The 20,059-nt window shown below is 71.4% G+C and carries 13 protein-coding genes; 1 reads left to right on the forward strand and 12 read right to left on the reverse strand.

Annotation, left to right across the window (positions count from 1 at the left end; translation table 11 throughout):
* Positions 1-148 precede the first annotated feature (148 nt).
* From WJM95_RS10490 to WJM95_RS10530, 9 genes are all read right to left on the reverse strand, one after another.
* Positions 149-2,218 carry a hypothetical protein gene (locus WJM95_RS10490; protein ID WP_339129318.1) on the reverse strand — a complete coding sequence of 690 codons (2,070 nt, stop codon included), beginning with the start codon at positions 2,216-2,218 and terminating at the stop codon, positions 149-151.
* A 201-nt stretch (positions 2,219-2,419) separates the two neighbouring features.
* Entirely contained in the window at positions 2,420-3,919 is a 1,500-nt protein-coding gene (locus WJM95_RS10495) for a bifunctional cytidylyltransferase/SDR family oxidoreductase (RefSeq protein WP_339129319.1), read from the reverse strand.
* Positions 3,920-4,140: 221 nt separating this feature from the next.
* Positions 4,141-5,691, reverse strand: coding sequence for an alkaline phosphatase D family protein (locus WJM95_RS10500; RefSeq protein WP_339129320.1), 1,551 nt, complete (start codon positions 5,689-5,691; stop codon positions 4,141-4,143).
* A gap of 464 nt (positions 5,692-6,155) precedes the next feature.
* Positions 6,156-7,592, reverse strand: coding sequence for a GTPase ObgE (obgE, locus tag WJM95_RS10505; RefSeq protein WP_339129321.1), 1,437 nt, complete (start codon positions 7,590-7,592; stop codon positions 6,156-6,158).
* A 235-nt stretch (positions 7,593-7,827) separates the two neighbouring features.
* Entirely contained in the window at positions 7,828-8,082 is a 255-nt protein-coding gene (rpmA, locus tag WJM95_RS10510) for a 50S ribosomal protein L27 (RefSeq protein WP_339129322.1), read from the reverse strand.
* A 16-nt stretch (positions 8,083-8,098) separates the two neighbouring features.
* Positions 8,099-8,419 (reverse strand): 50S ribosomal protein L21, encoded by a 321-nt coding sequence (gene rplU / locus WJM95_RS10515; protein WP_030601628.1) that lies wholly within the window; start codon positions 8,417-8,419, stop codon positions 8,099-8,101.
* Between the two features lie 258 nt (positions 8,420-8,677).
* The gene (locus WJM95_RS10520) at positions 8,678-12,757 is read right to left on the reverse strand and encodes an Rne/Rng family ribonuclease (protein WP_339129323.1); all 4,080 of its coding nucleotides are present in this window, start codon (positions 12,755-12,757) and stop codon (positions 8,678-8,680) included.
* A 261-nt stretch (positions 12,758-13,018) separates the two neighbouring features.
* Positions 13,019-13,807, reverse strand: a complete 789-nt coding sequence (locus WJM95_RS10525) for a TIGR03936 family radical SAM-associated protein (protein WP_339129324.1) — start codon at positions 13,805-13,807, stop codon at positions 13,019-13,021.
* A 48-nt stretch (positions 13,808-13,855) separates the two neighbouring features.
* Complete coding sequence (locus WJM95_RS10530; protein ID WP_339129325.1) at positions 13,856-15,091, reverse strand: hypothetical protein; 1,236 nt, start codon at positions 15,089-15,091, stop codon at positions 13,856-13,858.
* A gap of 259 nt (positions 15,092-15,350) precedes the next feature.
* Here WJM95_RS10530 and WJM95_RS10535 point away from each other — a divergent pair, with 259 nt between their 5' ends.
* On the forward strand, positions 15,351-16,130 hold the full coding sequence (locus tag WJM95_RS10535) for a hypothetical protein (RefSeq protein ID WP_339129326.1): 780 nt from the start codon (positions 15,351-15,353) through the stop codon (positions 16,128-16,130).
* Positions 16,131-16,412: 282 nt separating this feature from the next.
* Here WJM95_RS10535 and WJM95_RS10540 read toward each other — a convergent pair whose 3' ends face one another.
* From WJM95_RS10540 to WJM95_RS10550, 3 genes are all read right to left on the reverse strand, one after another.
* The gene (locus WJM95_RS10540) at positions 16,413-17,405 is read right to left on the reverse strand and encodes a phospholipase D-like domain-containing protein (RefSeq protein WP_339129327.1); all 993 of its coding nucleotides are present in this window, start codon (positions 17,403-17,405) and stop codon (positions 16,413-16,415) included.
* Between the two features lie 343 nt (positions 17,406-17,748).
* Positions 17,749-19,227: an APC family permease gene (locus tag WJM95_RS10545; RefSeq protein WP_339129328.1), complete on the reverse strand. Its 1,479-nt coding sequence runs from the start codon at positions 19,225-19,227 to the stop codon at positions 17,749-17,751.
* Between the two features lie 71 nt (positions 19,228-19,298).
* Entirely contained in the window at positions 19,299-19,859 is a 561-nt protein-coding gene (locus tag WJM95_RS10550; RefSeq protein WP_339129329.1) for a YceI family protein, read from the reverse strand.
* Positions 19,860-20,059: the final 200 nt, after the last annotated feature.

A 20,059-nucleotide genomic window follows, 5' to 3' on the forward strand; every position in this document is an offset into this window, starting at 1 on the left:
TTCGTGACTCAGGTCACAGGAAACGGTGGGGGGCTTGCCCGCCAAGGCTCGCAGAACGACGTAAGAGAAACGGCGAGGGGCGTAAGAAACGGGCATGGCCCCGGGCAGAAGCGCCCGGGGCCATGCCCGTGTGTGCTCGCGGACCGGATCAGCCGGTGACCGCGGCCTCGTCCGTCTCGCCGGTCACCCGCTGGGCGGGAACCGCGCCGGCGAGGTCCACGGCCTCGGCGGACATCACGCTCTGCTGGCCGAGGTTGCGGCGCTCGGCCTCGCGCGCCAGTTCCCGTACCGCGGAGTTGAACTGGTCGATGGAGGCCGGCTCGTCGGGGCCCAGCAGATAGCGCTTGAGCTCCTGGCGGCTGGCCGCCTGCGCGTCCGCGGAGGGGTCGGCCACCGCCGCGAGCAGCTCGCCCAGCTCCGCGGACGAGTTGGACAGGATCACGGCGGCGCGCACCGCGGTGTTCTGGCGCTTGAACTCCTCGACGCCGAGCTCCGCGGAGTCGGTGACGGCGTACGGCTTGCCGCTCGCGATGAAGTCGGAGACGACGCTGGAGATGTCCGAGACCATCGCGTCGGAGACGTTGAAGCAGTCGTACAGACGCGGTTCGGCGCCGGTGATGACACGGTGCTCGGCGGTGCTGAAGGAACGCCAGTAGGTGTCGTTCCACTCGGCGCGCAGCCGGGCGACCTCGGCGTGCCGGGACACGTCGACCATGCCGTCGCGGCTGGCCTCGGCCTCGTCACGCTTCTCGCCGCCGGTGCCGGTCAGCTCGGCGATACGGGCCTCGATACGGGCCAGCTCGGTCCTGGCCCCCGCCTGGGCGGCCGCGTCGGCGGTGAAGCGGGGGTCGCCGGCGCGCTCGGCGGCGGCCTTCTCGACCAGGGCGGTGATGCGCCGGTGGGCGGCGCCGGCCTCGGGGCTGACGGTGCCCGTGAAGGGGTGCGGCTTGTACAGGACGCGGACCGGCGGGTCGGCCGCGACCAGCTTCCTCACGATGTTCTCACCGGCGAGCACGATCGAGGTGTTGCCGGGGTTGCCGTCCCAGCCCTCCCAGGTCGGCGCGTACAGCACGGTGGGTATGCGTCCCTCGGGCACACCCTGCCAGGTCTGGATCGGGGCCAGCTGCGGACGGCCGACCTCGACGATGTCGTCGTCGCGGACGCCGACGTCGGCGATCGCGTAACGGTCGCGGCCCGCACGGCCCGCGGTCCACACCTCGTCGTACACCTTGCTGAACGGGTTGACGCTGGCGAGCTTGTCGCTGTCGCCGTGGCCGATGAAGACGTGCTGGATCGTGGGAACGCGCAGCATGTGGATGTTCTTGCCGACGTTCGCCGCGTACAGCGCGACCCGCACCGTCGAGAGGTCCATGTTCATCAGGTGCACCCCTCCGGGCACGCAGATGACCGGCACCGTGGTGGGCGCCATGCGCTCCAGGATGGCCCGCTCGCGGAGGATGATCAGCGGCCGGGTGTCCAGCTGCTCCATCGTCTCCAGCCACATGTTGACCTGGTAGGCGGAGTCCTTGGAACCCGAGAAGTACAGGAGCGTCTCCGGGCGGTAGTCGCCCAGCCACGCGTCGACGGCCGCCAGGACCTTCTCGGGGTTCGGCGGGGTCTTCCGGCCGCGCACGAACGGCACGAGGGCCGCGACGTAGCCGAAGGCCAGCAGCAGGCTCGCGGCGACGCCGGCGAAGCCGTAGACGCTGTCGCCGGTCGCCCCGGCGACCAGGAGGCCGACGACGGCCACGAGGTCGAGGTGGAGCATCTTCTCCGCGGACCGCGACAGCAGCCCGCGCGGCGGCGCGTCCGGGATGCGCAAGCGCGAGCCCAGGTCCACGTTGCGGGTGGCGACGGGCATCTTGCGGCGCAGCCGTATCAGCGTGATCAGCGCGCCGTGCGGTGCCTGGAAGCCGTAGAAGGCCAGGAAGCACGCGATGGCCGCGTAGAAGACCATGTTGTCGGACAGGTCGAGCCGCGCCAGGAGCAGGACGAGCAGCAACTGCCTGATCAGGAACCTGATGGACAGACCGGCCCGCACCTTGCTGAGGCGGTTGATCAGATAGCTGCCGCGCCGGTGCAGATAGTGGTCCGCCAGGTACGTGACGGCGGCCGCGGCCGCGAAGGCGCCGACGCTCGGCAGGAGCGCGGCGAGCATCAGGCAGGGGAAGCCCAGGATCATCAGGGCCGCCGCCGCCAGCTCGGCCGCGCTGCCCACTCGGGCAACGCGAATAGCGGTGGAAATCACGGAGAAACCTGCTCTTGAGGGGTGAGTGCCGGTTTTGATACCAAAAAGCCCTTTTGGTGCCTCATAGGGAACCAAAAGCAAAAAGGGAACCTTACGGACTCAGGCCCTTGTGAATGCGCGGAGAACGCGCGGACACAAAGGCCTGAATTCCGAAAGACTATTCGTTTTTGATTATGCCACGCCGTCCTGGCGGTCCAGGACGCTGGCCAGAGCGGCCTCGAAGCCGGAGGCGCGGCCCGCGCCCGCCGTCGGGTCCTGCTGGCGGACGTCGATGACGTGACCGGTCAGCTCGGAGAGCAGGACGTCGAGCGAGGTGTGCGCGACGGCCTCGGAGGACAGCAGCGAGCCCGCGGGCTCCTGGCCGAACGCCTTGGTGCGCATGGGGGTCGCGGTGCGCTCGGGGTTGATGCAGTTGACGCGGATTCCGTCGCCGGCCCACTCGTCGGACAGCGCCTGGGTCAGGTTCACCATGGCGGCCTTGGTGGAGGAGTAGAGGCTGTACTCGGCGCGGCCGCGGGTGTAGCTGCTGGAGGTGTAGAGCAGCAGCTGGCCCTTGCTCTCGGCCAGGTACTTGTAGGAGGAGCGGGCTATCTGCACCGGGGCCAGGTAGTTGACCTTCAGCGCTTCCTCGATGGTGGCGTTGTCCGTCTCGGCCAGCTTGCCGATGCGCAGCACGCCCGCGGTGTTGATGACGTAGTCGATGCGCCCGGTCTCCGCGTACGCCGTGGACAGCGCGTCGTCGACCTCCTCGGGGTTCTCGACGTGCGTGCCGGTGGTGGAGCGGCCGAGCGCGTACGTCTTCGCGCCGTAGCCCGCGGCGAGCTCGGCTATGTCCTTGCCGATGCCGTACGAGCCACCGAAGACGACGACGGTCTTGCCGGTGAGCAGCTCGCGGTAGGCGGCCTCGTCGGCCTGCGCGGGCGCGGCGGTGGAGGCGAGCTGGAAGAGCTTGTCGGCGATGAAGACGTCGACGGGCTGGGTGACCTTCATGTTGTACTCGTCGCCCGCCACGACGTGGATCGGCACGTCCGGCAGGTACTTGAGCACGACCGAGCAGTCGTCCGTGGCCTGGAAGTTGGGGTCACCGGCCGCGACCTGGTAGGCGCGGCGGATGGTGGACAGCTTGAACGCCTGGGGCGTCTGGCCGCGGCGCAGCCGGGAGCGGTCCGGGATCTCGGTGATGAACTCGCCGTCCTCGCCGTGGGTACGGGTCACGATGATCGTGTCCGCGGACGGGATGGCGACGTCGACGGCCTGGTAGCGCTCGAGGGCCGTGACGCAGTCGTCTATGACGCGCTCGGACAGCAGCGGGCGCACGGCGTCGTGGAACAGGACGTTGGCGTCCTCGCCCTCGGCCAGGCCCTCGCCGAGCGCGGCGATGGCGCGCTCGGTCGTCTCGTTCCGCGTCGAGCCGCCCTCGATGACGCGGGTCACCTTCGTGAAGCCCGCCTTCGCGACGATCTTCTCGACGTCCGGCACATAGCCCGGGGCCATGAGCACGATGATGTCGTCGATCGAATCGGCCTGCTCGAACGTGGTCAGCGTGTGCTCGATGACCGCCTTGCCTGCGATCTTCAGCAGCTGCTTCGGAATCGACAGACCCACGCGCTGACCGGTGCCGCCGGCCAGGATCACTGCGGTCGTACGGGGCTTGGCAATGTGCTCAGACACGGATGACCTACCTTGGGGCGACAGGGAACCCCGGAATGGTCCCACCTACGGTTACTACGGTGCAAGGTGAGCGCCTCCCGCTGCATATGTGGGCGCAACCGGGCATTCACCTTGCACACGGGCGACTTCGAGGACCTCGGACCGAATTGTCCGGATTTGCTGTGAGTAACTCCACACGTCCCGCGCGGAGTCCTCACGATCCCCCCGGGCTCCCCGGCGCGTCAGACGAGCCGGACGCCCGGTTTCCCTGCCTCGACCCGCAGACGGGCCGCCGGACCCGAGGGGGCGTCGGGCCTCAGCACCGTCTCCGTGACGCGCACCTGGGCGTCGATGCCGTCCCGCCGGATGTCGAAGAGGTGGTAGCCGCGGCGGGCGTCGATGAACTTCCAGTGCGGGTTGTCCGGAATCCGCGGGTCCCACTCCGCGTGGAAGGCCGTCTGGTCCTGGTCGCCGCCGCTGGAGATCGACGTCCCGACGAACTCGGCGCCCACGACGTCGGACTCCGGTTCGGCGAAGTCCGCCTTGAGGTCGCTGATCATCGTGAGGTGCCGGTCGCCGCTGAGGACGACGGGATTGCGGACCGTCGCGAACTCCGTCATGAGGGCGTTGCGTTCGGCCTGGTAGCCGTCCCAGGCGTCGTAGTACCAGAGCTTGCCCTCGCCGATCCGCAGGTCGGTCTCGGCCATCATGATCTGCGAGGCGACGACGTTCCAGCGGGCGGGCGAGTGCCGCAGCCCGCGCAGCAGCCGGTCCCTCTGCTCCGCGCCGAGCATGGTGAGCGAGGGGTCCTGCGCCCCCTGCTGTCCGGTCGCCTGGTCGCTGCGGAACTGCCGGGTGTCCAGGACGTTCAGCCGGGCGAGGCGTCCGAAGTCGAGCCGCCGGTACATCCGGATGTGCGGTCCGTCCGGGACCGCGGAGGCCCGGACGGGCATGTGCTCGTAGTACGCCTGGTAGGCGGCGGCCAGCCGGGCCACGAACGCGCCGTGCGTCTGCTTGCCGGGGTCCTGCGGGATCTCCCCGGCGAAGTCGTTGTCGACCTCGTGGTCGTCGAAGGTGACCACCCAGGGGGCGTGCGCGTGCATCGCCGCGAGGTGAGGGTCGCCGCGGTACTGGGCGTACCGGTTGCGGTACTGGACGAGGGTGTACGGCTCCCCCGTGCCCTCGTGGCGGCGCACCGCCGTCGCCGAGGGCGCGGACTCGTAGATGTAGTCGCCGACGAACAGGACCACGTCGGGGTCCTGGCCGAGCATGTCGGCGTACGGGGTGAAGTGGCCGTTCTGCCAGTTCTGGCACGAGGCGAGGGCCAGGCGCAGCGAGCCGCCCGCACGGGAGACGGGCGGCGCGGTGCGGGTGCGGCCGGTCGGGGAGAGCCTGCCGCCCGCGCGGAAGCGGTACCAGTACACGCGGTCCGGGCGCAGCCCGCGCACGTCGACGTGGACACTGTGGCCGTACTCAGGACGCGCCGGCGCGGTGCCGCGGCGTAACGCCTTGCGGAAGCGGGCGTCCTCGGAGATCTCCCAGTCGACCGGCACCGTGCGGTCGGGCATGCCGCCGCCGTTCAGCGGGTCGGGGGCGAGCCGGGTCCACAGCACGACACCGTCGGGCAACGGGTCACCGGAGGCCACACCGAGGCTGAACACGCCCTCGGGCAGCGGGGTTTCGGCCGCCCGCGCGGTGCCGGGCAGCCAGAGCTGGGCGGAGGCGGAGGCGCCGAGGACGGCGGCCGAGGCGGTGAGAAAGTGGCGACGATCGCGTGAGACTGCTCCGGGCATCGGTGAACTCCCTTGCGTCGGTTGCCTCTTGGACACCGAGCAGCCCACACGGCAGAGCGGCCCCCCTCTTGAACCAGGCGCATCGTAGGCATGACGAGCGCACGAGCAACGAACGACCCGCCGGGCCGGGGGACTTCGATGTCCCGCCGGCGCCACCGGGCCGGACGCGGCCGCGTCCGGGTTCGGACACCTGCCCGGACCCGGGTTCGTCCCGCACGGTCAGGGCCCGGAACGCCAGACGGACACGGCGGGCACGGCAGGCACGGCAGGCACGGCAGGCACGGCAGGCACGGCAGGCACGGCAGGCACGGCAGGCGCGGCGGAACCTACGAGCCCGGAACGCGGCACGGCCCCGGAACACACCGCGGGCGCGGAGAGGAGGATCCTCTCCGCGCCCGGTACGGCTCGACGGTCCCGCGATCGCTCGCCGGTCCTGGGCGGACGTGTGCCCGCGGGAGCGAGACCTAGAACGGCTCGAAGTCGTCGTACTCCTTCTGCGACTCGTCCCGCTCGGCCTGCTGGTCGCGGCGGCGCTGCGCGGCGGGGCGCGGAGCCTCGAAGCGGTGGTCCTCGCCACGGCGGCCCAGCATCTCCGCACCGGCCATGACGGTGGGCTCCCAGTCGAAGACGACCGCGTTGTCCTCGGGACCGATCGCGACGCCGTCGCCGGAGCGGGCGCCCGCCTTCATCAGCGCGGCCTCGACGCCGAGGCGGTTCAGACGGTCGGCGAGGTAACCGACGGCCTCGTCGTTGTTGAAGTCGGTCTGGCGCACCCAGCGCTCGGGCTTCTCGCCGCGCACGCGGAAGAGGCCGTCCTCCTCCGGCGTCACGGTGAAGCCGGCGTCGTCGACCGCCTTCGGGCGGATGACGATGCGGGTCGCCTCCTCCTTCGGCTTCGCGGCGCGGGACTGCGCGACCAACTCGGCGAGCGCGAAGGACAGCTCCCGCAGGCCCATGTGGGCGACCGCGGACACCTCGAAGACGCGGTAGCCGCGCGACTCCAGCTCGGGGCGGACCATCTCCGCGAGGTCCTTGCCGTCCGGCACGTCGATCTTGTTGAGGACGACCATGCGCGGACGGTCGTCGAGACCGCCGTACTGCTTGAGCTCCTCCTCGATGATGTCGAGGTCGGAGAGCGGGTCGCGCTCGGATTCGAGAGTGGCGGTGTCCAGGATGTGGACGAGCACGCTGCACCGCTCGACGTGGCGCAGGAACTCCAGGCCGAGGCCCTTGCCCTGGCTGGCGCCGGGGATGAGGCCGGGCACGTCCGCGATGGTGTAGACGGTCTCGCCCGCGGTCACCACGCCCAGGTTCGGGACGAGGGTCGTGAAGGGGTAGTCCGCGATCTTCGGCTTGGCGGCCGACAGGACCGAGATGAGCGAGGACTTGCCGGCGCTCGGGTAGCCGACGAGGGCCACGTCGGCGACGGTCTTCAGCTCCAGGACGATGTCCTGGAAGCCGCCGGGCACACCGAGCAGCGCGAAGCCGGGCGCCTTGCGGCGGGCCGAGGCCAGCGCCGCGTTGCCCAGGCCGCCGCGGCCGCCCTCGGCGGCGACGTACGTGGTGCCCTGGCCGACGAGGTCCGCGAGGACGTTGCCCGCCTTGTCGAGCACGACGGTGCCGTCCGGCACGGGCAGGACGAGGTCCTGGCCGTCCTTGCCGGAGCGGTTGCCGCCCTCGCCGGGCTTGCCGCTTGTGGCCTTGCGGTGCGGGGAGTGGTGGTAGTCGAGCAGCGTGGTGACGGACTGGTCGACGACCAGGGTCACGTCACCGCCACGGCCGCCGTTGCCGCCGTCCGGGCCGCCGAGCGGCTTGAACTTCTCCCGGTGAACGGAGGCACAGCCGTGACCTCCGCTACCCGCGGCGACGTGCAGCTCGACGCGGTCCACGAAGGTGGTCATGTGGGGTGCCTCCAGCACTTCGGTTACATCTGGTTACTTCGGATACGTCGTTGCCGTACGCACGTCGGATACCTCGGTACGTACGGAATGTCTCTTGGGTAACACGCGAAAGGCGGACCCGCTTCCCGTGGGGGAAGTGAGGTCCGCCTCGCGAAGAACTTCTGTTCTACGGAGCCTGGGCCCCGAGGCTTCGATCCGGTCCGCGTGGAACCGGATCAGCCTCGACGGGACTCGATCAGGCGACCGGAACGATGTTCACGACCTTGCGGCCACGGTGCGTGCCGAACTCGACCGCACCGGCGGTCAGCGCGAACAGCGTGTCGTCCTTGCCACGGCCGACGCTGACGCCGGGGTGGAAGTGGGTGCCGCGCTGGCGGACCAGGATCTCACCGGCGTTGACGGTCTGACCGCCGAAGCGCTTCACACCGAGCCGCTGAGCGTTGGAGTCGCGACCGTTCCGAGTGGACGATGCGCCCTTCTTGTGTGCCATGTCTCAGTCCCTACCCTTACTTCGCAGCCGCGGGGATCTCAGTGACCTTGATCGCCGTGTACTGCTGGCGGTGGCCCTGACGACGGCGGTAGCCGGTCTTGTTCTTGTAGCGAAGGATGTCGATCTTGACGCCCTTGTGGTGATCCACGACCTCGGCCTGGACCTTGATGCCGGCAAGGACCCAGGGGTCGCTCGTCACAGCTTCGCCGTCGACAACGAGCAGGGTCGAGAGCTCGACCGTGTCGCCAACCTTGGCGGTGGAAATCTTGTCAACCTCAACGATGTCGCCGACAGCAACCTTGTGCTGGCGACCACCGCTGCGCACGATGGCGTACACGCGGATCTCTCTTTCGCTCGGAACGGAACCCCGCAGTCCAGCCGACCGGGAACGAACACGGAAGGCCTCTCCCGGCCACCGGAGTGTCCGAGAGGAAGAGGTTTACGGGGATGCGGCGCGTCAGGGGACACGCCGACGGTCAAGGTTACGGGGCCACGGCCGAAAGGGTCAAACCAGGCCGGGCCCCGCGGGTGTGCCACCGGTCACGCGGTGTCTCCGGCCCGCCGGGTAGGCGGGCCGGAGACACCGCGTGGAGCCTCAGCTCTCGTCGGTGGACGCCGTGACGGTGGAGAGCGTCTGCTCGGCCGCCGCGGTCTTCTTCGCCGTGGACTTGGCGGCCGTCTTCTTCGCGGTCGCCTTCTTGGCCGTGGTCTTCTTCGCGGCCGTCTTCTTGACGGCGACGGTCTTCTTGGCGGCGGCCTTCTTCGCCGTCACCTTCTTGGCCGTCTTGCGGGCCGCCGCCTTCTTGGCGGCCGGAGCCTCGGCGTCGGCCTCGGCGGTCTCCTGTCCCGCGGCCTCGGCCTCGGGCTCGGCGACCGGCTCGGCCGCGGCCGACGGGACGACCACGACGGCCGCCTCAGCGGACGCGGTGGGCGCGGTGGCCTTGCGCACGGCACGACGGCGCGGACGGGCCGGCGCGGCGCTCGCGGCGGGGGCCTCGGCCACCGGCTCGGGCGCCGTCTCCGGCTCCTCGGCGGGCTGCGCCGGGGTCTCGGCCACGGGGGCCGCGACCGGCTCCGTGACCGTCACGACGGCCTCCTCGGCCGACCTGGGCGAACCGGCGGGCGCCGACACCTTGCGGGTCGCACGACGGCGCGTACGGCCCTGGGGAGCGGCCTCCGGCTCCGGCGCGGGGGCCGTGACGGTCTCGGCCCGCACCTCGGCGGCCGGCGCCTCGGCGACCGGCTGCTCGGCGGCAGGGGCCTCGACGACCGGGTCCTCGGACGCGAACGGCTCGGCCTCGGCGGCCTCACGCGACCGCGAGGCGGCCCGCTCGGCACGCTCCTCGCGCCGGGTCCGGGGAGCGCGCTCCTCGGTCCTGGGCGCACCCGCGGGAGCGGACGCGCGCCGGGAGGTGCGGCGGCGCGAACGGCCACGGGTGGCCGCGGCCTCCGCCTCGGCGGCGCTGCCGTACAGCTCCTCGTCCGGCTGGAACTCGGTCTCGGCCAGAGCGACCGGCGCGGCGACCTCGGCGGCCAGCTCGGCCTCGGTCTCCGTCTCCTGCTCCTCGGCCTGATCCTGCGTGAGCTCGTGGTCGTGCTCGTGGACCTGGTCGGCACCGCCGCGGCCGCGCTTCTTGCGCTTGCCGCCACCGCCGATGGACGTCGGCTGCTCCATGTGCACGATGACACCGCGGCCGTTGCAGTGGACGCAGGTCTCGGAGAAGGACTCCAGCAGGCCCTGGCCGACCCGCTTGCGGGTCATCTGCACGAGGCCCAGCGAGGTCACCTCGGCCACCTGGTGCTTCGTGCGGTCGCGGCCCAGGCATTCGAGCAGGCGCCGCAGCACCAGGTCGCGGTTGGACTCCAGGACCATGTCGATGAAGTCGATGACGACGATGCCGCCGAGGTCGCGCAGCCGCAGCTGGCGCACGATCTCCTCGGCCGCCTCCAGGTTGTTCCTGGTGACGGTCTCCTCGAGGTTGCCGCCCTGGCCGGTGAACTTTCCGGTGTTGACGTCGACCACGATCATGGCCTCGGTCTTGTCGATCACCAGCGAGCCGCCGCTGGGCAGCCAGACCTTGCGGTCCAGCGCCTTCATCAGCTGCTCGTCGATCCGGTAGGTGGCGAAGACGTCGACCTCGGAGGTCCACTTCGACAGCCGGTCGGTCAGGTCGGGCGCCACGTGGGAGACGTAGCCGTGGATGGTGTCCCACGCCTCGTCGCCGCTGACGATGACCTTGGAGAAGTCCTCGTTGAAGATGTCGCGGACGACGCGGACGGTCATGTCCGGCTCGCCGTAGAGCAGGGTCGGGGCGTTGCCGCTCTTCGCCTTCTTCTGGATGTCCTCCCACTGCGCCTGGAGACGCTCGACGTCACGGCGCAGCTCGTCCTCGCTCGCGCCCTCGGCGGCGGTGCGCACGATGACGCCCGCGTCCTCGGGGACGATCTTCTTGAGGATGGTCTTCAGGCGCGCGCGCTCGGTGTCGGGCAGCTTGCGGCTGATGCCGGTCATCGAGCCCTCGGGCACGTACACCAGATACCGGCCGGGCAGGGAGACCTGACTGGTCAGGCGGGCGCCCTTGTGGCCGATCGGGTCCTTGGTGACCTGCACCAGGACCGACTGGCCGGACTTGAGGGCGGACTCGATGCGGCGCGGCCCGTGGGCCATGCCGAGCGCCTCGAAGTTGACCTCACCGGCGTACAGCACCGCGTTGCGGCCCTTGCCGATGTCGATGAAGGCCGCCTCCATCGACGGCAGCACGTTCTGGACCTTGCCCAGGTAGACGTTGCCGACGTACGAGGTCGCCTGCTCCTTGTTGACGTAGTGCTCGACGAGCACGTCGTCCTCGAGGACGCCGATCTGGGTGCGCTCGCCGCTCTGGCGGACGACCATCACACGCTCGACGGCCTCGCGGCGGGCCAGGAACTCGGCCTCCGTGATGATCGGAACCCGGCGGCGGCCCTGCTCGCGGCCCTCGCGGCGGCGCTGCTTCTTGGCCTCCAGACGGGTCGAGCCCTTGATGGACTGGACCTCGTCCGAGGGCTGCTCCTCGCGCCGGCCGCGCGGTTCGCGGACCTTGACGACGGTGCGCTCGGGGTCGTTCTCGCCGGGCTGCTCGGCTTCTCCGCCGGAGTCACCGGCGCGACGGCGACGGCGACGGCGGCGACGGCTGCTGCTGGAGCCGCCCGACTCCTCGCGCTCGTCCGCGTCCTCGGCGTCCTCCTCGGCCTGCTCGGCGGCGTCCTCGGCGTCCTGCGCGGCCTGCTCGGCGGCGTAGTCGTCCTCGCCCGCCTCGCCGTCCGCGTCCGACTCGGCGGACTCACCACGGCGGCGACGGCGGCCACCGCGACGGCGACGGCGACGGGAGCCCGCGGACTCCTCCTCGCCCTCGTCGCCCTCGACGGCGTCCTCGGCGTCCTCGGCGGACTCCGCGTCCTCGACGGGCTCGGTGTCCTCGGCGGACTCCTGCGGCTCCTCGGTCACGGCCTGCGGCTCGTCCTCGAAGCCACGGCGACGACGGCGCCTGCGGCCGGCGGCCGGCTCCTGCACGGCCTCGGCCGGTTCGGCGGCCTCGGCCGGTTCGGTCACCTCGGCGGCCTCGGCCGCTTCGGCGGCGGCCGCGGCGGCGGCCCGCTCGGGCGTCTGGAACATCGGCTCGGTGAAGACCGGCGCCTGGAACACGGCGACGGCCGGACGGGCCGGGCGCCGCGAGGACTCCTCGGTGTCCTTCTGCGCGGGTGCCGAGAAACCGACGGCGGCCTTGCGGGTGGCGCGGCGGCGGCCACGGCGCGGGCCACCGTCCTCGGCCTGGGCGGCTTCGGTCTGCGCGGTTTCGGTCTGCGCGGTTTCGGTCTGCGCGGTTTCGGTCTGCGCGGCCTCGGCCTCGACGGCCTCCGGCTGCGCGGGCTCCTCGGGCTTGCTCTCGCTGCTCACGGACGCCTCCACGCGCTCGTCGGCGGTGCCGCCCTCGGGCGCGCCGACGGGAGCGGAGGCCCGGCGGGTGGCACGACGGCGGGTCGTGCGGCGCGGGGCTGCCTCTTCGGCGGCGGGCGCCTCGGGCTCGGCCTCCTCGGCGGCGGCCACCGGCTCGGCGGCGGCCGTCACGACCTCGGCGGCCTCGGCCGCGGCGGGCGCTCCGGCGGGGGCGGAGGCACGGCGGGTGGCACGGCGGCGGGTGCGGGCGGCGGGCGCCGGCTCCTCGGTCGCGGTGTCCTCGACGGGCCGGCTCTCCGGCTCGGCGGCGGGCACCACGGTCTCGTCGGCCTTGGCGGCCTCGGGTGCCTCGGCCGACGCGGGTGCGCCGGCGGGGGCGGAGGCCCGACGGGTGGCACGGCGGCGCGTACGGCGCGGTGCGGCGTCGTCGGTGGCCTCGGCCGGGGCTTCGTCGGTCGCCTCGGCCTCTTCGACCGCGGCCGTCGCGAGAGCCTCTTCGGTCTCGTCCGTGTCCTCGGCCTCGGCGTTCGCGGAGGTCAGGGCCTCCGTGGCGGCTTCCTCGGCGAGGTCGGCGGACGCCACGGCCGGTATGGCCGGAGCGGTGGTCTCGGCCGCGGCCTCGGAGGCGGCGACCGGCGGACCGGCGGGGCGCGACGCGGCACGGCGGCGGCGCCGCGGCGGCAGGGTGTCGCTGGGTGTGTTGTTGTCGGAACCCTCGGTGGGTTCGATCGGCTCGAGCATGCGGGTGGATCTCCCGTCAGGCTCCCGGGCGTCGCGCCTGGTCCGGCGATGCCGGTGACGTCCGCGGCTCGCGCGATGCGCGGTGCCGCCGTCCGGGGCGCGGGCGCCGCACGGGAGCTCTCTGTGTCCTGTCTCGCCGGTTCCGTACGCCATGTGTGCGTACGGCCTGGCGAAAGTCTTGAGGTCGGTGCGCTGCCCGACCCAGGTGGCTCCCGGATACGAGGGCTGCGCTACGACAACGGTCCTTACGCGGGACCTTCCTTACGCCGACGCCTTCGCGGCGGCAGCTTCGGCGGCCCCTGTGCGATCGGCTGGGGCGGCTGCGACTGCCTCGCGGTCGGGCGCGAGCGGGTCGGTCACCGTGCCGGTCTCTTCATCGAACAGCCCCTGCGCCAGCCTGGTCACCGCAGCGGCGACCGGCGGCGCCAGGTCGGCCACGGCGCGAAGACCGGACAGGACGTCGTCGGGTCGAACGGCAGGCGTCACGTGCCGAACAACCAGCCGCAGTATCGCACAGGGCTGGTCTGTCGGCCTATCAGCCTGTGGACTGTGCGTCTCGGTGGTCGTCCCGAGGCTCGCCACGGCGCCGCGGGCGTCGAACCTCCGCATGCCGTTCTTGGTCCTGCGGCTGACCTCGACGGTCTCGGCCGCGTTGAAGGCCGCCACCGCGCGCTCCGCGTCCGCCGGGTCCACGCCGTCGAGGCGCATCTCCCACACGGAGGCGGTGAGCCGGTCGGCGAGACCCGAGACACGGGCCTCGACCGCCTCGGTGATGTCGAGCCCCTGGGGCATCGACTCGTCGAGGAGCTCGCGCAGCTTCTCGGGGTCGCGCCTGTCGGTCAGCGCGATCTCCAGATATTCGGCCTCGCTGCCCGTGCCGGTGGGTGCGGCATTGGCGTACGACACCTTCGGGTGCGGCGTGAACCCCGCCGAGTACGCCATGGGTACGGCGGCACGGCGCAGGGCACGCTCGAAGGCGCGCTGGAAGTCACGGTGGCTGGTGAACCGGAGGCGGCCGCGCTTGGTGTAGCGCAGTCGGATGCGCTGCACCGCGGGTGCGGGCGGCGGGCCTTCGGGCTGTCGCTTGCCCAGTGTCGCTCAGTCCTTCATGAGTGCGGTCGTACTGCTACCTAGAGTACGTGTCTCACCGGCCGCTGGTTCCCGCCGGGCGACCGGCCGTGGTTCCGCGGGGGGCCCGAAGAGCATCCGCCGGAGGTCCGCGCGGGCCTGCCGGGCGCCGTCGCGGGCGGCCTCCAGGGTCTGCCGCGCCGTCCGCCCGACCGCCCGCGCCGCCTGGGCCGCGGGCCTCAGCACGAGATCGCGCACGGCGTGCCCGACCGGGGTGAGCACGGTCCGGTGGACCCAGCGCGCCGGCTCCACGAAAGTCCACCGGAACAGACGCGCGAGGAACCGTCCGACGACGAGCGAGACGTACCCGGCGATCCGCCAGGCGTGCCCGAGCGCCTCGCCGATCTCCCTGGCGACGACGGCGAGGAACCGTCCGACGGGCACGAGGACCCAGCGCCACACGGCGAGAGCGGGAAGCACCAGCAGGACGCGGGCGGTCCAGTACAGCGCGGCACCGAGGCCCCCGAGGATCATCCGTACGATCCGCGCGAACCCGCCGGCCAGGAGGGCGACCGCCCTGCCGACGGGGGTGAGGACCCGGGTGTACAGCCATACGGCGGGGACCACGAGCAGATACCGGGCCAGCCAGGCGCCCGCGGTGTACGCCCCGAACGCGACGGCCGCCAGGACCGTGCCGAGAGCCCCGAGCACCCGGGCGACCACGCGCCCGACGGGCGTGAGCAGGCGCGCGTACGCCCAGGCGCACGCGGCCACGAGACCGCCGAGGAGCCGGCCGCACAGGGCCACGACTCCGCCGAGGAACCACCCGAGCACGGCCGCGGTGCCCGTGAACAGCCGGACCAGCACGGTCCGGATCGCCCGGGCCGCGCGGGCGAGGCCGTGCCCGAGCGGGGTCAGGGCCGTGCGGTACAGCCACACCGCGGGCACCACGAGCAGCACCTGCCCGATCCTGGCCAGCAGCACGCCGGCGGGCAGGACGACGTACCGCCACAGCGTCACCCAGGGCCATACGAACAGCGCCCGCGCCAGCCATCCGACGGCCGCCCCGAGCGCTCGCCCCAGCGGCCGGAGCAGCGCGTCCCGGAGCATCCTTCCGCCGACGACGAGCGCGTCCCACACCATCCGTACCGGCACCACGAGGACGAGCACCACGATCCGCACCGGAAGGCGGATCGCCACGGTGAGACATCCCTCGGCCCGCGGGGCGGGGGCGGGCCGGGCGGCGGACGGCTTCTCCAGATCCATACCTGCGTAGACGCACTGATCGCCGCAATGGATGCGACGCCTGCCGCAGGCCGCACCGGCACCCGTCCGGACGCGGCACGCCCCATCTCGAACCGACGAGCGACAGTTGAACATGCGTCACCATCTGGTCCCTTATTGGGCTGATTTGATGATATGCATGGCGCGTTCCACGGAATGCGCCGGTACGACAGGCGTCAACAGGTCAAGCTCGCGATCGGCTTCAGGGAATGCCCCCGATCGATTCAAGGAGCGCCTCCATATGAATCCCGAGTCCCGGACCGCACGCCTGCCGGGCCCGCCGGCCCGCGGCCGGTTCAAGAGGGCGGGCGTGGTCGCCTCGCTGACGCTCGTGATGGCGTCCGGCGTGGCCGGCTCCGCGACACCGGCGGACCTGGACACCTCGGGCCGTGCCGCCGCCCCGGACGGCGGCGACAGATGCAGACCGCGCCGGCTCGACGACAGGGCCCCCTCGGTCGAACCCGACGGCCGCAGGGGGTGCAGAGGTCCGCGGGGGCCGAGGGGCGAGACGGGTCCCGCCGGACCGCAGGGCCCGCCGGGACCGACCGGAGCCGCGGGCGCGGCCGGGGCCACCGGAGCGGTCGGCCCGCGGGGCGAACCCGGCCCGACGGGTCCGACGGGACCCTGCGTCGCCCTCGACTCGGCCCAGGAGTCCGAGGACTTCGAGATCCGCCTCGCCCTGACCGGCGGAAGGACGTACGCGGGCATCCGCGACCAGCGGACCGGCGAGAAGCAGACCGTCCTGTGGACCGACCTCACCGCACGCCCCGACTATCCCGCGGGCGGCGCCGCCGGCCTGCCCTGCGACGTCGCCGTCAACGCGCACAACCGGTCCACCACGGTGAAGCGCATCAAGTTCGACGTCATCACCACCACGGGCCAGATCTGGGAAGCCGCCTGCGTCGCGTTCACCACGACCCACCCCGCGACCCTGAACTGCGCCGACCGCACGGGCCACCCCAAGCCCTGGATCCTGGTCTCACGGCAGCCCGTGCGCGACGCCGTCAACGGCGGCGTGTGACCGGCGGACCGTACCTTCGGGCACGACGAAGCCGCCCTCCCGGACGTGCCGGGGCGGGCGGCTCGGTCGAAGTGTCCAGAGATCGGAGTCGGCGGCGGCGACGTAGCATCCTCGGCCGCTGGACGACACCGGCCTGGGCCGGCGGCGGGATTCGAACCCGCGTCGCTCTCTTGACAGGAGAAGTAGCCGCGACCTGCGCACCTGAACGGCGCCAACGGTAGCGACAACCGCCGCTCCGGGCACCCGGATTCGGACGCGGGGCCGCGACGCGGGAGGGAGCGCCTAGGCGGCCGTACCGCCCGCGTAGTCGCTGTCGAAGGTGGTCTCGATGGTCGTGGCGACGGACTGGGCCACGCCCGTTCCCGTGAGGATGAGCCCCAACTCCCGGTTGTTGCTGAGTGAGTTGCTGCTGATGTTCATGGAACCGGCCTCCACCTCCTGGGTGGAGAGCCCGTAGTCGGCGACCATCGCCTTGGCGTGGATGTAGAAACCGTTGGGGTCGGAGTACCCGACCACGGTGCCGCCGGCCGCCTTGATCGCGGACACCTGGCTCGAGTAGCTGGAGGGACTCTCCAGGACCACGCGCACCGCAACGCCCGCCTTCGCCCTGGCCACGACGGCGTTGACCACGGTGCTGTCGCTGAACTCCAGTTCCTGCACGTCGAGCGTCCTGGTGGCGCTGTTGATCACCGACACCAGACGGCTCCGGGAGTCGGTCGGGGACCAGAGGAGATGGTCACCGTCGGTCGGGGTGATCGCGGTGCCGGCGTAGTCCGCGTTGAACACCTTCTCGATCGAGGCGACATCGCGGGTGTCGTCGTCGAACACGCCGTAGTCACGGCCGGTCGGGTAGTACTGCGAGGTGAGATTTCCGGTGAGTATCAGCGACTTGGCGCCGTCTACGGTGATGGTCTTCTGGTGGGTGTAGACGAAGGTGGACGACGACCAGGCCACGCCGGCTCCGGCGCCCGTCAGGGAGTTGTACGCCGTCTGGTTCGCGGACTTGTGCGCGCCGTCCAGGATCACCCGGACCGTGACGCCCTTCTTCTCCAGGGCCACGAGGTCGTTGACGGCCGTGGTGTCCTCCAGCTCGTACATGGTCATGTCGAGCGAGGTGGTGGCCGAGTTGATGAAGTCGTAGATGGCGGGCTGGCCGCTGCTCTGCGAGAAGGCGAACGCCGTGTAGCCGGCGGCGTTCGCGGGGACGGCGGTGGCGAGCACGGCGACGCCGGCCGTCAGGGCGACACCTGCGCGACCGAGGACCTTCCACAACATGCCTGACTCCTAACCGAGTTGACGCCCACCCGGGGGGCTGTGGGCGTGGGCATGACACCACGCGCGTAGACAGCCGAGGAAGAGGAGGTTGGTGAACGTGCAGTTACCGGCCGGCCGTTCAGGCGGACAAAGAGGACTTCGCCCAGGTGGAGGGCGGTTCAAGCGATCCCCGCGCAATCGCAAAGTCTTCGTAGCGGGCCCCGGGCGGAACGCGGGCCGTCCGGATCACCCCCGTACGATCCGGCCTCGGCCGGCGGCCTGACCCGACCCTCCCCCGCACAGCAAAAGGCCCCCTCCCGGCAGGGAAGGGGCTTGGGGCGTACGGGACTACCTCACGTCCGCGCTACTCCCCCTCGTCCGCGCTCCGCGACACCGGCATTCCGGGCTCGGTCTCCAGCGCCTGACGGTTGAACAGCAGCAGCCCGACGAAGAACAGCCCGCCCGCGACGATCAGGCCCACGACGATCAGCGACGGAACCAGCGCCTCCGACGGCGAGACCAGCATGACCAGGGACGCCACCGTCCACACCAGTGCGCAGATCGCGACCGGCAGCTCGAACCGCCCGAGGTCGAAGCCGCCCTTGTTGCGGCCCAGCCGGGGGCGCACCACGAGATACAGGACGATCGTCGCCCCGTAGACGAGCGCCGGAATGATCGTCCCCGCCGTGATCAGCTGAAGCAGCGCGTCACCCGGCAGCGCGACCATCAGGACGACCCCCACGGCGAAGATCAGGACCGTGGCCGGGATCGGCGTGTGCGTGCGCGGGTTGACCCGGCGCATCACCTGGTGAGCGGGGAACCGTCCGTCGCGGGCCATCGCGAAGACGATCCGCGAGCACGAGGCCATCACGACCGTCCCTGCGCCGAAGAACGCGACCGCGATCGCGACCAGGAGCACCTTCTCCATCCCCGGCCCCAGTTGCTCCCGCATGATCGCCGCGACCGGTGACTCGCTCGCGGTGACCCCCGGGATGTCCTCGATCGCGACGGTGAGACAGATCAGGAACACCATCCCGAGCACACCGGCGGCCACGACGGACCCCACGATGGCACGCGGGATGCTGCGGAAGGGGTCCTTGGCCTCCTCGGCCAGGTTCGCCGCGGAGTCGAAGCCGACGAGCGTGGCGAGGCCCATGATCATCGCGATCATCAGCCCGCCGCCGAGGTCGAAGTAGTGCGCCGTGTGCTCGGTGACGCCCCGGGAGGTGAGGTTGCCGAGGGAGCCGCTGCCGGTGGCCACGACCACGACGGCGAGGGCGAGCGCCACCACCACGACCAGCGCCAGCTCCAGTCCCACGGCGGTCGAGTTGATCAGACTGACGAGGCGGGTCGAGGCCACGACGAGCACCGTCTGGACCAGCAGGATCGCGAGGGTGATCAGGCGAGCGGTCCCCTCGTCCGGCTCCATGCCGAAGAGCGGCATGAGCGCCTGGCTCGCCAGCGCGTTGGCGATCGCCGCGACCGCGATCGCCAGATAGGAGAAGGTCAGCCAGCCGAACCCCCAGCCGATCCTCGGGTTGGCCAGTCGCGAGGCCCACTGGTACGAGGAGCCGCTGAGCGCGATACGGCCCGCGAGCTGGGCCACCACCAGCGCCACCAGCACCTGCCCGATCGTCGCGACGACCCACAGCCAGATGCCCACGGGTCCCGCGTGCTGGAGCACGTCGTCGTAGGTCGAGAAGATGCCGACCGCCACCGAGATGAACGCGAACGAGATCGCGAACACCTGGAACGAGCCGAGCGTCCTCTTCAGCTCCGGCCGGTAGCCCCCGAGGACGGCGGAGTCCTCCGCCTCCTCCGTGCCGGGCGAGACCTCCACCACTTCGGTACCCGCTTTCCGTCACACCCTGCCGACCGGGGACATGTACTGACAGGCACCTCGGGACGCGGGCCTCAGGCGTCCTTGATGGCGGAGATCTCGAATTCGAGCTTGATCTTCTCGCTGACCAGGACACCGCCCGTCTCCAGCGGGGCGTTCCAGACGACGCCGTAGTCCTTGCGGTTGATGGTGACCTCGCCCTCCAGGCCGACCCGCACATTGCCGAACGGGTCGGTGGCGGTCCCTTCGTAGCTGAAGGGGATGGTCACCGGCTTGGTGACGCCCTTGACGGTGAGGTCGCCGGTGACCTCGAAGCTGGTGTCGTCGGTGCGCCGCACGGCGGTGGAGACGAAGGTGATCTCCGGGTACTCGTCCATGTTGAGGAAGTCGTTGCTGCGCAGGTGCTGGTCGCGGTCGGCGTTGCGGGTGTCCACACTGGTGGCCTTGATGGTCACCTTGCCCGTCGACTTGGCCGGGTCGGCGCCGTCGAAGTAGGCGCTGCCCTCGAACTCGTTGAACGCGCCGCGGACCTTGGTGACCATGGCGTGCCGGGCCACGAATCCGATCGTGCTGTGTGCGGGGTCGATCGTGTAGCGGCCGGTCAGAGAGGCCAGATCGGTCGGGAACGTGGTCATGGAAGCTCCGCGTGGTCGAATAGTCGTAAACAGGACACTGCGTACACGGGAAACATATCGACCATTTCGCACACGGTCGCCTCGGGCGCGGCCAACCCGGGGTCACCGCTTCACCCTCGCCCTCCCCGATCGGCCGTCCGGACCATTCGGCTCGGCCGGGTCGCGCAGGTCTGCCCGGTCGGTCAGGCCGGCCGGGTCGG

The sequence above is a fragment of the Streptomyces sp. f51 genome, from assembly GCF_037940415.1.
Lineage (GTDB): Bacteria > Actinomycetota > Actinomycetes > Streptomycetales > Streptomycetaceae > Streptomyces.

Bases quoted from the DNA above. Each gene is read 5' to 3' on its own strand.
- WJM95_RS10520 (WP_339129323.1), bottom strand. From the start codon at position 12,757: ATGCTCGAGCCGATCGAACCCACCGAGGGTTCCGACAACAACACACCC.
- WJM95_RS10500 (WP_339129320.1), bottom strand. From the start codon at position 5,691: ATGCCCGGAGCAGTCTCACGCGATCGTCGCCACTTTCTCACCGCCTCG.
- WJM95_RS10530 (WP_339129325.1), bottom strand. From the start codon at position 15,091: ATGGATCTGGAGAAGCCGTCCGCCGCCCGGCCCGCCCCCGCCCCGCGG.
- obgE (WP_339129321.1), bottom strand. From the start codon at position 7,592: ATGACCACCTTCGTGGACCGCGTCGAGCTGCACGTCGCCGCGGGTAGC.
- rpmA (WP_339129322.1), bottom strand. From the start codon at position 8,082: ATGGCACACAAGAAGGGCGCATCGTCCACTCGGAACGGTCGCGACTCC.
- WJM95_RS10540 (WP_339129327.1), bottom strand. From the start codon at position 17,405: ATGTTGTGGAAGGTCCTCGGTCGCGCAGGTGTCGCCCTGACGGCCGGC.
- WJM95_RS10535 (WP_339129326.1), top strand. From the start codon at position 15,351: ATGAATCCCGAGTCCCGGACCGCACGCCTGCCGGGCCCGCCGGCCCGC.
- WJM95_RS10550 (WP_339129329.1), bottom strand. From the start codon at position 19,859: ATGACCACGTTCCCGACCGATCTGGCCTCTCTGACCGGCCGCTACACG.